General features: G+C 70.3%; 11 protein-coding genes. 4 read left to right on the top strand and 7 right to left on the bottom strand.

The features are described from left to right. The first annotated feature begins 37 nt into the window (after nucleotides 1–37). The gene (locus tag ACFRAQ_RS24825) at nucleotides 38–1,333 is read left to right on the top strand and encodes an ammonium transporter (protein ID WP_379103460.1); all 1,296 of its coding nucleotides are present in this window, start codon (nucleotides 38–40) and stop codon (nucleotides 1,331–1,333) included. A gap of 97 nt (nucleotides 1,334–1,430) precedes the next feature. Here ACFRAQ_RS24825 and ACFRAQ_RS24820 read toward each other — a convergent pair whose 3' ends face one another. Further along, nucleotides 1,431–2,360 carry a neutral zinc metallopeptidase gene (locus tag ACFRAQ_RS24820; RefSeq protein ID WP_379103457.1) on the bottom strand — a complete coding sequence of 310 codons (930 nt, stop codon included), beginning with the start codon at nucleotides 2,358–2,360 and terminating at the stop codon, nucleotides 1,431–1,433. Between the two features lie 529 nt (nucleotides 2,361–2,889). Between ACFRAQ_RS24820 and ACFRAQ_RS24815 the strand changes: the two genes are divergently transcribed. Further along, entirely contained in the window at nucleotides 2,890–4,491 is a 1,602-nt protein-coding gene (locus ACFRAQ_RS24815) for a DUF2207 family protein (protein WP_379103455.1), read from the top strand. A gap of 210 nt (nucleotides 4,492–4,701) precedes the next feature. Beyond that, entirely contained in the window at nucleotides 4,702–5,502 is an 801-nt protein-coding gene (locus ACFRAQ_RS24810) for an immunity 49 family protein (protein WP_379103453.1), read from the top strand. A 21-nt stretch (nucleotides 5,503–5,523) separates the two neighbouring features. On the opposite strand, the gene ACFRAQ_RS24805 is transcribed toward ACFRAQ_RS24810, so the two are convergent. Genes ACFRAQ_RS24805 through ACFRAQ_RS24780 form a run of 6 tightly spaced genes read right to left on the bottom strand, consistent with a single transcriptional unit; the run spans nucleotide 5,524 to nucleotide 12,267 of the window. Further along, nucleotides 5,524–8,220: a fumarate reductase/succinate dehydrogenase flavoprotein subunit gene (locus tag ACFRAQ_RS24805; RefSeq protein ID WP_379103451.1), complete on the bottom strand. Its 2,697-nt coding sequence runs from the start codon at nucleotides 8,218–8,220 to the stop codon at nucleotides 5,524–5,526. Then, nucleotides 8,220–8,981: an ABC transporter ATP-binding protein gene (locus ACFRAQ_RS24800; protein WP_357087904.1), complete on the bottom strand. Its 762-nt coding sequence runs from the start codon at nucleotides 8,979–8,981 to the stop codon at nucleotides 8,220–8,222. The genes ACFRAQ_RS24805 and ACFRAQ_RS24800 overlap by 1 nt, the downstream gene beginning before the upstream one ends. Continuing rightward, nucleotides 8,978–9,844: an ABC transporter permease gene (locus tag ACFRAQ_RS24795; RefSeq protein ID WP_379103449.1), complete on the bottom strand. Its 867-nt coding sequence runs from the start codon at nucleotides 9,842–9,844 to the stop codon at nucleotides 8,978–8,980. Before ACFRAQ_RS24795 ends, ACFRAQ_RS24800 begins: the two co-directional genes overlap by 4 nt. Then, entirely contained in the window at nucleotides 9,841–11,229 is a 1,389-nt protein-coding gene (locus ACFRAQ_RS24790; protein ID WP_379103447.1) for an ABC transporter substrate-binding protein, read from the bottom strand. The genes ACFRAQ_RS24795 and ACFRAQ_RS24790 overlap by 4 nt, the downstream gene beginning before the upstream one ends. A 21-nt stretch (nucleotides 11,230–11,250) precedes the next feature. Next, nucleotides 11,251–11,478 (bottom strand): ferredoxin family protein, encoded by a 228-nt coding sequence (locus ACFRAQ_RS24785; RefSeq protein WP_357087910.1) that lies wholly within the window; start codon nucleotides 11,476–11,478, stop codon nucleotides 11,251–11,253. Continuing rightward, nucleotides 11,479–12,267 (bottom strand): GntR family transcriptional regulator, encoded by a 789-nt coding sequence (locus ACFRAQ_RS24780; protein ID WP_379103444.1) that lies wholly within the window; start codon nucleotides 12,265–12,267, stop codon nucleotides 11,479–11,481. Between the two features lie 708 nt (nucleotides 12,268–12,975). Here ACFRAQ_RS24780 and ACFRAQ_RS24775 point away from each other — a divergent pair. Further along, the gene (locus ACFRAQ_RS24775; protein ID WP_379103442.1) at nucleotides 12,976–14,250 is read left to right on the top strand and encodes an ROK family protein; all 1,275 of its coding nucleotides are present in this window, start codon (nucleotides 12,976–12,978) and stop codon (nucleotides 14,248–14,250) included. The last annotated feature ends 15 nt before the right edge of the window (nucleotides 14,251–14,265 follow it).

Genomic DNA, 14,265 nt, shown 5'->3' with positions numbered 1-14,265 from the left:
TCCACGCAACGCGATCACGCGCAGAAGGAGTTACCGCATGACACCCCACATCGACGCGGCGTCGACCGCCTGGCTGCTGGCGGCCACGGCGCTCGTGCTGTTGATGACACCCGGCCTCGCGATCTTCTACGGCGGCATGGTGCGGTCCAGCGGTGTGCTCAACATGCTGATGATGAGCTTCATCTCGATCCCCCTGGTGACGGTGGCCTGGCTGCTCGGCGGGTACAGCCTGGCCTTCGGCGATGACGCGGGCGGCGGAATCATCGGCGATCTCGGACATTTCGGGCTCGCCGGAATCAACCCGGACACCGTGCACGTGGTGGACAAGACCACCGGCGCGGGCGTTCCGGAACTGTTGTTCGTCACCTTCCAGCTGACCTTCGCGATTCTGACCGTGGCCCTGATCAGCGGCGCGATCGCCGATCGGACCAAGTTCTCGGCGTGGATGATCTTCGTGCCGGTGTGGGCGCTGATCGTGTACGCGCCGATCGCGCACTGGGTGTGGACCTCGGACGGCTGGCTGAGCAAGGTGGGCGCGCTGGATTACGCGGGCGGCCTGGTGGTCGAGATCGCTTCGGGCGCTTCGGCTCTGGCGATGGTGTTGGTGCTGGGCCCGCGTCAGGGCTTCAAAGTGGACGCCATGCGCCCGCACAATCTGCCGTTCGTGGTGCTGGGTGCGGGCCTGCTGTGGTTCGGCTGGTTCGGCTTCAACGCGGGTTCGGCGCTGACCGCCGACGGCACCGCCGCGGCGGTGTTCCTGAACACGCTGGTGGCGGGCTGTCTCGGCATGCTGGGCTGGCTGGTGGTCGAGGCGCGCCGCGACGGCAAGCCGACCACGTTCGGTGCGGCGTCGGGTGCGGTGGCCGGTCTGGTGGCCATCACACCGTCCTGCGGTGAGGTGAACACCATCGGCGCGATGGTGGTGGGCCTGGTCGCGGGCGTGGTGTGTTCGTTCGCGGTGGGCTGGAAGTTCAAGGGCAACTACGACGATTCGCTCGACGTGGTGGGTGTGCACTTCATGGGCGGCATCGTCGGCACGCTGCTGATCGGCTTCCTGGCCTCGGCCGTCATGACCAAGGGCCCGGCGGGCCTGTTCTACGGCGGCGGGCTGGGTCAGCTCGGCAAGCAGGCCGTGGGCGTGCTGACGGTGGCGGCCTTCGCCTTCGGGGTGACGTTCGCGCTGGGCAAGGTGCTGGACAAGGTCATCGGCTTCCGGGTCACCAAGGAGGACGAGCTGGGCGGCGTCGACTTCGCGCTGCACGCGGAGACCGCGTACGCCGAGGGCGTGCACGGACATTCGCCGAACCGCATCGGCAAGCCGCTGGGGCACTGAGCCCGAAGCTGTTTCGAGCCCCGTCGCGTACCGCGGCGGGGCTCGAGTGTTTCAGTGGCTCGACTATTTCAGGGGCGGGGATCGAGTGTCGCGGCGGTCAGTTCACCTTGCTCGCGGCGGCGCTGAAGGTGTTGCACTGCAGGGCGCGGTCCTTGTCGTAGCCGATCTCGAACCAGCCGCCCATGCTCTGCGCGGTGCCGTGATCGCGCATGTCGCCGGGTGCGTCGCCGCGGTGGTAGGCGTCATTGCGGGCCACCCCGATCTGGGCGCTGGTCAGCGAGCCGCCGTTGGAGGAGGACGACAGGTACATGCCGTCGAAGCACTGGGCCTGTAGTTCGGTGCGGCGCGACAGTTCCAGCCCGGTGTCGCTGCGCGATCCGGCGTCGCGGCGCTGCTGGTGCACCTTGCCGAGGATGCCCGACTGCGCCTGGACGTGGTGGCCGTACTCGTGGGCGAACACCGAGAGGTAGACGACCCAGTTGTTGCCGAAGATGTCGGTCTGCAGCTGACTGATCGGCATGTAGATGGTCATGTCCGCCGAGCAGTAGAAGGCCGCGAAGTTACTGCTGTTGCCGGTGCACAGGGTGGTGATGCCCGCGGTGTCCGCGGACACGTTCAGCTTGGGTGCGGGGAATGGCAGATTGATCTTGTCGAACAACGGTTTCCACGCCGTGTGCAGGCAGTCGGCCGCGGTCTCGAAGAACTTGCGCGCCACCGCGACCTGGGTGCCCCACGGCGAGTACGCGCATTTGGCGGGCAGCAGCGTGTAATCGGGGTTCGTCAGCAGCGGATTGTCGGCGGTGGCCGCGACACCGTGGTTCTCCCCGGCGTCGCTGGAATAGCCGGTCTTGACGTTCGCACCGGAACCGATGGAGTTCAGGCCGGTGGTGACGGCGGTGCGCAGCAGCACACCGGACACCAGCAGCACCAGGATCACGACGAGCGTCCCCACCCGGCCGCGTCGCGGCGGCGCGGGCCGGGCCACCGGAATCGCGCCGGTCGGCGGCGCGGCGGTGGGCGGCGGCATGGGCGCGCGATACGCGGGCCGGCCTTGGCCGGTGGACGGATATCCGGGTTGTCCGTAACCGGGTGGCGGCGGAAAGCCCTGCTGCGGTGGGTAACCCGGCCGAGCGGGGCCCTTGCCCGGCTGAGCGGGATATCCCGGGCGGGGCGCGCCGGGTTGCTGCGGGTGACCGGAGTACGGCGGGGGCTGATGGCCCGGCTGCGGCGAATATCCGGGTGGCCGTTGATATCCGGGTGGCGGCGGATACCCGGGCTGAGGCTGGTATCCGGGCGGCGGCGCGCCCCCGGGCTGACCTGCCGGACGGCGCGGGACCGCCGGGAATCCGGGGTGCTGGACGGGCTGCTGCGGATTGCCGTGCGGCTGTGGGTTTCCAGGAGGCGGCGTGGGCCGGCGACCCGGGGGCGTCGGTCCGTGCTCGGACGGTGGGCGAGTCAACCCCCGCACCCCCTCGTTCCTCAGAGATAGCCTGCCGGCTCCATAGACCTGCGACTTGCCGCTGAGGAAGGATAGCAAGCTGGCTAGAGTGCCAGTCATGCAGATTTTTCGGGGGGCCGCCCTCGTCGCGCTGCTGCTCGCGGTGGCGGGTGTGGCGGCGCCGGCCGCGTGGGCGCAGCCGGCCGGAGTGGATATCACCGCGGAGGTGAGTCTGGGCGACGACGGTCTGCTGCGGGTCACCGAAACCGTGAAAGTCCCCGAGGGTGGGGAGTTTCGGCAGTTGCTGCCGCTGCGGGTGCAGGTGAGCCCGAGTGTGCTGCGCACCTTCGAGGTGACCGATGTGTCCGCCGAGGGGGACGGCGAGGCGAATGTCGCGGACAATCTGTTCACCATCTCCGCGCGGCCGGGCGCGGCCACCTTCAAGTACACCGTGCACAACACCGTCAGTGACGCGAGCGGCGCGCAGGTGTTCCAGTGGACCGGTGTGCTGAACACCGATGTGGCGTCGATCAATGTGACGGTGTCGAGCCCGAGCTTCCGGATGGGCGTCACCAAGTGCACGGTCGGCCCGCCCGGAAATCCGCAGAACTGCGGCGATATTCGGGTCGAGCCGGACGGTTTCGCGCATCTGGAGAAGACCGACCTACGCAAGGGCGACATTCTCGATGTGACCTTGCAGTTGCCGCCGAATACGGTGCGGGCCAATGCCGATGTGCGCGACGACAACGCGCCCAACGCGTTCTCGCCGACCGGTCCGGTGTGGGCCGCCTTCGGCGCGCTGCTCGCGGCGGTGGCCGCGGCGGCCGGATACGTGTTGTGGTCGCGGCGTTCCGCGCCGGTCGCCGCCGAGACCCTGGATCCGCTGGTGCGGACCGGCGATCACGTGCAGTTCACCTCGCCGGACGGTGTGCTGCCGAGTACGGCGGGCCTGCTGCTCGACGGCCACGCCGATGTGCCGGACATGGCGTCGACGGTGGTGGATCTGGCGGTCCGCAACTATCTGTGGGTGACGGTCGCCGGTGACGCGGATTGGCGCTTCTCCCGGGTGAATCCGCCGGACGAGCAGCTGACCGACTATGAGCGCGCCGTGTATTCGGCGCTGATCCCCGAGGGCGCGGACGCGGTGCTGCTGTCCGAGCTCCGCGGGCGGGTGGACGCGAAGGCGGTGCGCGCCGCGCTGATCGACGATGCGGTGACGGCCGGGGTGTTCATCGACCGCACCCGCCGCGGTTTCGAGTTCTGGCTCGGGATCGCGCTGATCGTGGGCGGTCTCGCCGCGACCGCGGCGCTGGCGCTGGGTCCGCAGCGGCACGCCCTGATCGGTGTCGCGCTCGCGCTGGGCGGGGTGGCCGCCCTGCTGCTCCCCCGCTATCTGCCGTCCCGCACCGCGATGGGCCGGGAGCTGACCGGCCGGGTGCAGGCCATGCAGCGCGGGCTGGACGCGCTTGCGCCGCAGCGTATTCCGGCGGCGGATCAGGAGCTGGCGTTCTCGCGGGCGCTGCCGTTCCTGGTGGCCGCGCGCCGCGGCGATCAGTGGGTGCGCACGTTCCGGGACCTGGATCCGACGGCGGACGGGAGTCCGGGACTGTACTGGTTCGGCGGGTTCGAGGGTGATCGGAGTCTGCAGCGATTCGGCGCGCACTTCCCGTTCTTCATCACCGCGGTCGAGGGGTTGTTCCGGCCCGGCAATCAGCGGTGACACACCCTCGGCGACCGATATACCAACCGATGTAGCAGGGTTCGCCATTCGCTATGGTCACAGCGTGAGCAATCGATTGGCAAAATTGGTGGACACACCGATCATCATCGAAGTCCGATGATCGATCGCCATATCGCACGGACAGCCCAGGAACTTAGTTATCCAACAGCTATTCGACCGACCGATGCGGGTTTCGGCCGCGCCTTCCGGGTGCGGACCACGGCCTTGCGCGCCGAATTCCTGGCCGCGCAACCGCAGGCGGTGCTCGCCGACGTGGCCTGGAGTTCCCGGGCCGTCGCCGGTTATCTGAGCCTGGACGATCCGCGCGGCGAGTCGGCCCGGCTGCGTCAGGCCGTCGCGGACACGGCCGCGGCCTACACCGCTCGGCTGCGCTCGGCCGCACGGCCCGCCGGGCAGGAGCCGATCCCGGTGACGCTCGCGCGCACGCGGTGGACGGTCCCCGCGTCCGGCGGTGTGGTGGCGCCCCCGCCGGTGACGGATCTGCTGAACGGCCTGTGGGCCGCCGTGATCGACCGCGATCGCGAGCTGCTGGCCTATCTGCTGGGCGCGCCGGGCAGCCCCGGTCACCCGCTGGCGGTGACCACGCGCACCGGGCAGCCCGGGGAGCAGTGCCTCTATCTGTGGGCCGATGCGTGGCAGCGGGCCTGGACCGGCGATCCGGCGGCGGAAACGATCATCGTGGACGGAATCGAGGCCGCGGTGGACGCGCAGCAGGCCGGCGGTGACGACTACGCGCTCACCATCGCCTATTCGGCGCTGTGCCTGCTGGATGCGGTGCTGCGCGGCGACCCGGCCGAATTCGAGACCGCGCTGGTCGAGGGCCTCGAATTCCACCGCCGCTTCTGGGACACCCCGCAGCGCGGCCTGGATCCGGAGGGATTCATCGCGTGGCCGCTGCTGGCGGTGGTGTGCTTGGCGGTCGATCGCGGGTTGAGCCCCGGGGTCTCCACCGGGTACCTGCCGACCGGGTTGATGTACCGCGCCGCGTAACCGGTTCGCCCGCAACCGCTCTCACCGTTCGGCGTGCACCGCCAGGGCCCGCCGGGCGTAGGCGCGCACGTCGGCATCGCTGTCGCCGTGGGCGGTTTCGAGCGCGACCCGGGCCGCCTCGGACTCCGGCCAGACGCTGAGCGTCAGCACCGCGGCCTTGCGGATGTCCGGGTGGATATCGGTGAGCGCCGCGCTCAGGGCGGTGACGGCGTGCTCCGGGCCGACCCCGGCCAGCCCGCGCGCCGCGCCCTCCCGGATCTGCCAGGCCGAATCACTCAGCGCGGCGGTCAGGATCGCGGTATCGGCGTCCCCGCCGAGCCGGGCGAGCGCGGTGAACGCGGCGGCGCGCACCAGCGGGTCGCGGTCCAGGGTGAGCGCGCGCACGGTGTCGACACCACCCTGGCCGATGGTGGCCAAGCCGCGGGCGGCGGCGATGCGGACCTCACGGTTGTCGTCGTGGGCGGCCGCGGTCAGCGCGGGCCAGTCGTCCAGCGACACCAGCGCGTGTACGGCCTGGATGCGGACGCGGTGGTCGGCGTCGACCGAGGCCTTGCCGAACAGTTCGGCCGTCCCGGCGCGCAGCGAACGCAGCAGATCCACGACGGCCGCCCGCACGAACGGGTCGGGCGAATCGGTGTGCTCCGCGAGCCCTGTTGCGGCGGGCAGGATTTCGGCGAGTTCGCGCAGGCCCGCCACGGCGGCGGCGCGCACCTCGGCGTCCTCGTCGCCGAGCGCCGCGACCAGTTCGCCGGCGAATCCGTCGGGCGTGTGCTCGGTGAGGACCGCGAGGGCGTTCGCCCGCACCCGTGGATCCGGGTCGGACAGGAAGGGCCGCAATTCCGCGACGCCGGGCGCGTCCAGGCTCAGCAGCAGCGCGATCCGCGGCGCGACAACGTCTTTCGCGGTGCGGACCGTGGGCGCGTGCGAGCGCACCTGGGCCCCGAGGTTGGGCGGGGTGCCGATCAGGGCGGGCTGTTCGACCGGGATGACCGCCGTGTCGGTGCCGGGCAGATCGTCCAGCCCCGGCACGGGCACGAAATACGGTGCGACGGGCCGCTTCAGGAACTCCATGTCCCCGTCGGCGGTCTTGCGCAGGTTCAGGTGGTACCGCCACTCGACGTCGTCGCGGGCGGGCAGGTCGGCGCGCTCGTGATAGAGCCCCCACCGGGATTCGGTGCGGGTGAGCGAGGAGCGGGCGGCCATTTCCGCGCAGTCGCGGATGAAGCTGACCTCGGCGCAGCGCATGAGTTCGTGCGGGGTGCGCGCGCCCATGGCGGTGAGGTCGCCGCGCATGCGGTCGAAGGTCTCGATGGCGAGGGAGAGTTTGGCGGCCGTCTTGGGCGGGGCCACATAGTCGTTCACGAAGCGGCGCAGCTTGTATTCGACCTGCTGCTGCGGCGGCCCGTCGGGTTGGCGCAGCGGCCGGTAGACCAGCTCGTGGGCGGCCGCCAGCTGGTCCGCGGGCAGCTCACCGGGTTCGGGCAGCTCGTCGACGGTGGCGGCGGCGTGCGCTCCGGCGAGGTCGCCATAGACGAACGCGCCGATCATGTAGTTGTGCGGCACGCAGGCCAGGTCGCCGGCGGCGTAGAGGCCGGGCACGGTGGTGCGGGCGTGCTCGTCGACCCAGACGCCGGACGCGGAATGCCCACTGCACAAACCGATCTCGGAGATGTGCATCTCGATGTCGTGGGTGCGGTAGTCGTGGCCTCGATTGGCATGGAAGGTGCCGCGGGTGGGGCGTTCGGTGGTGTGCAGGATGTCCTCGAGGGCCTCGAGGGTTTCGTCGGGCAGGTGCGAGACCTTCAGATAGATGGGCCCGCGCGCGGATTCGATCTCCCGTTTGACCTCGGCCATCATCTGGCCGGACCAGTAGTCCGAGTCGACGAACCGCTCGCCGAGCGCGTTGACCTGGTATCCGCCGAACGGGTTGGCGACGTACGCGCAGGCCGGGCCGTTGTAATCCTTGATCAGCGGGTTGATCTGGAAGCACTCGATCCCGGACAGCTCGGCACCGGCGTGATAGGCCATGGCGTACCCGTCGCCCGCGTTGGTGGGGTTCTCGTAGGTGCCGTACAGGTACCCGGAGGCGGGCAGCCCGAGCCGCCCGCACGGCCCGGTGGCCAGGATGACGGCCTTGGCCCCGACCGCCACGAATTCCCCGGTGCGCGTGTTCAGGGCGGCCGCGCCGACCGCCCGCCCGTTCTCGGTGAGCACCCGCACCGGCATCAGCCGGTTCTCGATGCGGATGCGCTCGCGCATCTTCCGCTGCCGCAGCACCCGGTACAGCGCCTTCTTGACGTCCTTGCCCTCCGGCATGGGCAGCACGTAGGACCCGGACCGGTGGACCCGCCGCACCGCGTATTCGCCGTAGGCGTCCTTCTCGAACTTCACGCCGTAGCGCTCCAGCCGCTGCACCATGGCGAAGCCGCGGGTGGCGGTCTGATAGATGGTGCGCTGGTTGACGATGCCGTCGTTGGCGCGGGTGATCTCGGCGACGTAGTCCTCGGGTTCGGCCTTGCCGGGGATGACGGCGTTGTTGACGCCGTCCATGCCCATGGCCAGCGCCCCGGAGTGGCGGACGTGCGCCTTCTCCAGCAGCAGCACGTTCGCGCCGGCCTCGGCGGCGGTGAGGGCGGCCATGGTGCCGGCGGTGCCGCCGCCGATGACCAGTACGTCGCAGTCGAGGCGGAGGGTGTCGTCGAGATCGGGGATTTCCATTACTTCGTTGCCTCCGTGAGCTCGCCCGAATGGTTCAGGGCGGCAATGATTTCGGACCGTAGGGCGGTGCGGTCGACGCCGGTCTCGCGCGGCCGGGGGACCTCCAGCAGGGCGCGCAGGGGTTCGCCGGCGCGGCCGAGGACGGCGATGCGGTCGCCGAGCAGCAGGGCCTCGTCCACGTCGTGGGTGACGAAGACGACGGTGGTGGGGTGGCTGTCCCAGGTGTCGACGAGCAGGCGCTGCATGGTGTCGCGGGTCTGGGTGTCGAGGGCGCCGAAGGGCTCGTCCATCATGACCGCGCGCGGCGCGCCGGCCAGGCCGCGGGCCAGCTGCACGCGCTGGCGCATGCCGCCGGACAGCGATTTGGGCAGGAAGTCGGCGAAGCCGGTGAGCCCGATCTCGGCGATCCAGCGGTCGGCCAGTTCCCGGCGTCCGGCGCGCGGCGCGCCCCGCAACCGCAGTGCCAGTTCGATATTGGCGCGCACGGTCTTCCAGGGCAGCAGCGCGTTGTCCTGGAAGACGACGGCGCGGTCGCGGTCGGTGCCGGTGACCTCGACGCCGTCGGCGAGCACCCGGCCCGCGTCGGGGCGCAGCAGTCCGGCCAGGGCGCGCAGCACCGTGGACTTCCCGCAGCCCGAGGGTCCGGTGAGGACGAGGATCTCGCCGGGCCGCACGGTGATCGACAGGTCGTCGATGATCGGGGCTCCGGTGTAGGAGAGGCGCACCCGGTCCAGGGTCAATCCGATTCCGGCCGTGCTCATTTCGCCTCCTCGTCGCCGCGCGGCAGCCAGTGGGTGACGCGCCGCCCGAGCAGTTCCACCGCGGCGGAGGTGGTGTAGCCGAGCACGCCGATGGTGATGATGCCGACGAACACTCCCGGGTAGTCGACGATGGTGTACGCCTGCCAGGTGCGGTAGCCGACGCCCAGCCGCCCCGAGATCATCTCGGCCGAGACCACGCAGATCCAGGCCACGCCGATGCCGACGGAGAGCCCGCCGAATACGCCGGGCAGGCTGCCCGGCAGCACCACCCGCCACAGCACGTCCCAGCGGTTGCCGCCCTGGGTGCGGACGGATTCCTCCCAGATGGTGGGCAGCGCCCGCACCGCGTGCCGGGTGGCGACCAGGATCGGGAAGAAGGCGGCCAGGAAGGTGATGAACACGATCCCGGCCTCGTCGTCGGGGAACAGCAGGATCGCGACCGGCACGATGGCGATAGCCGGGATGGGCCGCGCCAGTTCGGTGAGCGGTCCCACGGTGTCGGCGAACCAGCGGGAACGGCCCAGTGCCACACCGGCGCTCACGCCGATCACGGCGGCCAGGCCGAAGCCGCTGAGGATCCGGATCAGCGACTGCCCGAGGTCCAGATAGTAGGCGTCGGTGCCGAGCTGATGCCGGAAGGCCCGCACGATCTGGGTGACGGTCGGCAGCGTGTCGAATCGAACCCAGAGCCGAATGTGGTTGGCGGTCAGGAACTCCCAGGCCCCGATGGCGGTCAGCACGGACAGCGCCCGCACGATCCGCGACCGCCACACCGCCCGCCCGGCCCGCGGGCGCGCCACCGGCGGTGCGGCCGGGGCGAGGACGGGGGCCGCCGCCGGTGCGGCGACCACCGGGGCGCTCATACCCGGACCTCGTTCACGGCCTGGTCGAAGCCGACGATCACGCCCGCGGGGTGCTTGGCGAGGTACCGCTGCGCGGCGGCCGGGGTGGTGAAGGGCAGGTAGTTGTCGCCGTCGCGCACCCAGATCGCCTTGTCCGCGAACCAGCGGGTGCCGAGTTCGGCGTCCGGCACGTAGGCGGCGCGCACCGTCTTGCCCTGTGCCCGAGCCTGTTTCACTGCCCGCAACAGGGCGGTGGGATCGGCGACCGACTGCGTCGTGTCCTGCCCGGCGAGCCAGAGCTCACCACCGGACCCGGGCAGCGGGTTGGCGTTGCCGGCCAGTTCCGCGTCGTAGTTCAGTCCGCGTTCCTGGTACGCCTGCTTCAGCGCGGCCGGGTCGACGAACTTGTCGATGTCGAGGTCGGCGAAGTCACCGATCGACTTCAGGTACGGAACGTCGCCTTTGAATGCCGCCAGCAGCGAGGGCTTCAGCGTGGTGTCGAAGGAGGTTCCGCCCGGCCCGTTGTAGAGGTACACGACCTCCGGGGCCAGCCCGGCGTTGTCCGCGACGGTCTGCGCCGCCTCCAGGGGGTGCTGGTGGATGAAGTCGGTGGCGTCGAGCTGGGCTTGCAGGAAGGCATCGAGCACCTCCGGGTGCTGCTTGGCGTAGTCGCGGCGGGCGACCACGCCGTGGAAGGTCGGGACGTTGAGTTCCGCGCCGTCGTAGAGCAGTTTGGCCTTGTTCTGGAACACCAGCAGGCCGGGCCAGGCCACGAACTGCGACAGCGCCGCCACCTGACCGGATTCCAGTGCGGAGGAACCGATCTGGGGCTGCTGATTGAGCACCTCCACTCCCGACTTGGGATCGATGCCCGCCCGGGTGAGCGCCTGGACCAGGGTGCCGTGCCCGGCCGAGCCGACGCTCGCCGAGATCTTCTGCCCGGCCAGGTCATGGATGGACTGCGCCTTGGAGTCGGGCGCGACGACCACCATGTTCAGCGCGCCCTTGGGGTTGTAGCCGGTGATGGACACCAGCTCGGTGCGGGAGCGCTCATTGGCCTGGGTCCGGGAGCCGTTGATGAGCAGCGGGTAGTCGCCCATCGAGCCGATGTCGATCTTCTCGGCCACCATCTGCGCGGTGATGGGCGCGCCGGTGTCGTAGTCCTGCCACTCCACCTGGTACTTCGCGCCGCCCTTGGCGCTCAGCGCGTTCAGGCGTTGTTCCAGGAAGCCCTTGGCCTTCAACAGGGTTCCGGCGGTGACGGTATTGATGGTCTTGGACTGGTAGCCGATGACGACCTTGACGGTGTCACCGTCGCCGGCGTTCTCGAGCGAGCAGCCGGACACGGTCAGGGCGAGGGCGGAGGCGAGGGCCGCGGCGATCACGCGGGCGGGGCGGTACTTCATGGTTTCCTCAGCGGGTTGGGCTCAACGCAGCAGGTAGGGCATGTTGACGGTGACGGCGCCGGTGGGACAGCGGGCCGCGCAGGGGCCGCAGTACCAGCACTCGTCGACGTGCATGTACGCCTTGCCGTTGTCGGGGTTGATCGCCAGCGAGTCCAGCGGGCAGATCTCCACGCAGAGCGTGCAGCCCTGGATGCACAGCGATTCGTCGATGGTCACCGGGACATCCGCCCGGTTCTCGGCCAAAGCCATCTAGGTCAACCTCCAGTCGGTGCCCGGGTCGGCATCGGGTGAGCGTTCCGGCGGCCGGATCAGGCTGCCGCGCATGGTGATCCGGTCGCCGCGCATGCGGATGTACTCGAGGTCGACCGGGCGGCCGTCCTCCAGCGAGGTGAGGCGCTCGAGCAGCAGCAGCGCGCCGCCCTCGGGCATCTGCAGGGTCATGGCCGAGTGCGCGTCGGCGGTGATGGCCTCCAGGGCCAGTTCCGCCGAGCCGAGCGGGCCGCCGCTGATCTGCTCGATGAGCGCGAACACGTCATTGGTCTCGAGGTCGCGGGTGACGACCTGGTCGCCGATGCCGGGCACCAGGTAGGTGAGGTCCAGGCTGAGCGGCAGGTCGCCGAACCAGCGCAGCCGCTCGATGTAGACGGCCTGCTCACCGGGTTCGAGCCGCAGCTTGCGGGCGACCGCGGGCGGCGGGGTGACCCGGCGGGCGGCGCGCACCTCGTTGCGGACCTCGCCGTGGCCGCGCAGCGTCTCCTTCAAACCGAGCAGCGCATCGAGGCCGTGGTCGTATTTGCGGCGCGCGACATGTGTTCCGATCTTCGGCGCGCGCTCGATCAGACCTTCGTCCTTGAGCAGCGCGAGCGCGTCGCGAACAGTGTTGCGTGACACGCCGAATTCCACGGACAGCGCCGCTTCGGCGGGCAGCGCGTTGTCGAAGGCGCCCGCGTGGATCTGCTGACGCAACACGTCGGCCACGTGTCGGGCGCGATCCGCCCGGCGTTCGGGGGCGCGCAGCGGTACCGGTTCCGGCGACACATCGACTCCTTTCCACGCCGTTGACCTGCGGTTTCAGAACTGTAGCGGCGAAAATGGGGCCGTCCGGGCCGCTCACCGCGCCCCGGCGCCGGCGGTGCGGTTCTGCGCCGCCGGCCCGAGCGCGCGGCCTGCCGGAATGCGGTCGAATCGGGGTATTGCGCCACCCGCTCCGGGAGCGCGCGCCTTGGAATCACAGTGAGCGGAATGCGTGTGCGCGACAGCGGACTCGAGTGGGGTGGGGATTCGGGCTGCTTCTCGAGAGATGAGAAGAGAATGTGGCGTGCGCCACTCGTTGATCCCGATCCGATCCGTGTCGCGGATGGCTTGAAATATCAACCGCCGCAAAAGATTCAGTAGCTATGGAGGTTGCCAGGAGGGTTTCGCACCGACGCGCCGCGACAGGCCCGGGACTGCCGGGAGGATCGCGCTCGCCTTCCGTTCTCCGTGATCGGAATGATACTTTGATCCTATGTCTGCCAGTCGCCCTTCTTCCGCGCCGCGGGTCACGTACGTGACCGTCGCGCTGGGCGTTCGGCTGCCGCGGCAACGGGAACTGTGTTGTCCCTGCCGTCGCGCAGTCGAGTTCTGACCCCGATAACCAGGCATTTCCGCCGGTCGTCGTCCGGGTTCCTCGCTGCACCGCTGAAACCTTCATGTAGGCATTCGTCCACCCGTCGACCGGGTGGACCGCAGCAAGGATTCGACACAGTGTCCAGCCCCACGCTCGACCGCACCCATACCGCCGTCTCCACCGCGACCGCGCGCCCCGCCCCGGCGCGCCCGGCCGTGCCCCCGGAGTTGCGGATCACCGACAACCCGGCGGCCGCCGTGCTGCGCGCCGCCACCCGCGGCCCGATCTTCCGCGATGTCGCCGCACAGACCACGGGTCTGAGCATCGCCACCGTGAATCGCCAAGTGTCCGCGCTGCTTACGGCCGGGCTGCTGCGTGAGCGCGCCGATCTGACCGCGTCCGGCGCGGTGGGCCGTCCCCGGGTGCCGTTCGAGGTCGACACCGATTCGTACGTGACCCTGGGCGTGCACATCGGCTTCACCGTGACCCGCATCGTGGCCGCGGACCTGTCCGGCCGCATCCTCGGCGGGCTCGAGATCGCCACGCCCCAAACGGGTCAGGACGCGGCGCTGACCATAGTGGCCCGCAGCGCCAAGGCCTTCCTGGACCGGCTGCCCCGGCGGCGGCCGTTGTGGACCGGCGTCGCGCTGGCCGGTCGGGTGGATCCGGCGGCCGGTGTCGTCGACCATCCCCGCCTGGGCTGGCAGGCCGCGCCGGTGGCGGCGGTCTTCAGCAGCGTGCTGGACCTGCCGGTCTCGGTGTCCGCGCACGTCGAGGCGATGGCCGCGGCGGAGCTGCTGCTCACCCCGCGCGACCCGGCCGAGGAGAACCGGCCCGGCAGCAGCCTGTTCGTGTACGCCCGCGAAACCGCCGGTGTCGCAGTCACTCTGCACGATCGCGTGCACACCCCCGCCAATGGCCCGGGCTCCATCGCGCATCTCCCGACCGGCTCCGACGCCGATTGCACCTGCGGTCGGCGCGGCTGCTTGGAGGCCTCCATCGGTGAGCGCGCCCTGCTGGAGCGCGCCGTGCGCAAGGGCATCCTGCCCAAGCCGGAGGCCCCGCGCCGCCCGGCCGTCACCGATCTGTACCGAGCCGCCGACGCGGGCAATGCCGATGCTCGCGACCTGCTCATCGAGCGGGCCGAAATCCTCGGCCGCACAGCGGCTCTGGTGCGTGACATGTTCAACCCGGACCGGGTGGTGCTGGGCGGCCAGGCGTTCACCGGCTGGCGGCCGGGCATGGAGCGGGTCGCCAAGGCCTTCGCCGAGTCGACCACGCTGCCCGCGGCGGATCTCCGGATCAGCCGATTCGGCGGCCGGGTGCAGGAATTCGCGGCGGCGGTCACCTCGGTGAGCGCGTTCTACGCCGACCCGCTCTCGGCCATGCGCCGCGCCACGCGGACCCGCTAGCCCACCGAACACGAA

The organism is Nocardia sp. NPDC056611, from assembly GCF_042792755.1.
In the GTDB taxonomy this organism is placed as follows: domain Bacteria; phylum Actinomycetota; class Actinomycetes; order Mycobacteriales; family Mycobacteriaceae; genus Nocardia.
Note: the sequence above shows the minus strand (reverse complement) of the source record. Positions and strands in the feature narration are given on the sequence as shown.

Bases quoted from the DNA above. Each gene is read 5' to 3' on its own strand.
- ACFRAQ_RS24820 (WP_379103457.1), bottom strand. From the start codon at position 2,360: ATGCCGCCGCCCACCGCCGCGCCGCCGACCGGCGCGATTCCGGTGGCC.
- ACFRAQ_RS24805 (WP_379103451.1), bottom strand. From the start codon at position 8,220: ATGGAAATCCCCGATCTCGACGACACCCTCCGCCTCGACTGCGACGTA.
- ACFRAQ_RS24785 (WP_357087910.1), bottom strand. From the start codon at position 11,478: ATGGCTTTGGCCGAGAACCGGGCGGATGTCCCGGTGACCATCGACGAA.
- ACFRAQ_RS24800 (WP_357087904.1), bottom strand. From the start codon at position 8,981: ATGAGCACGGCCGGAATCGGATTGACCCTGGACCGGGTGCGCCTCTCC.
- ACFRAQ_RS24825 (WP_379103460.1), top strand. From the start codon at position 38: ATGACACCCCACATCGACGCGGCGTCGACCGCCTGGCTGCTGGCGGCC.
- ACFRAQ_RS24790 (WP_379103447.1), bottom strand. From the start codon at position 11,229: ATGAAGTACCGCCCCGCCCGCGTGATCGCCGCGGCCCTCGCCTCCGCC.
- ACFRAQ_RS24815 (WP_379103455.1), top strand. From the start codon at position 2,890: ATGCAGATTTTTCGGGGGGCCGCCCTCGTCGCGCTGCTGCTCGCGGTG.
- ACFRAQ_RS24795 (WP_379103449.1), bottom strand. From the start codon at position 9,844: ATGAGCGCCCCGGTGGTCGCCGCACCGGCGGCGGCCCCCGTCCTCGCC.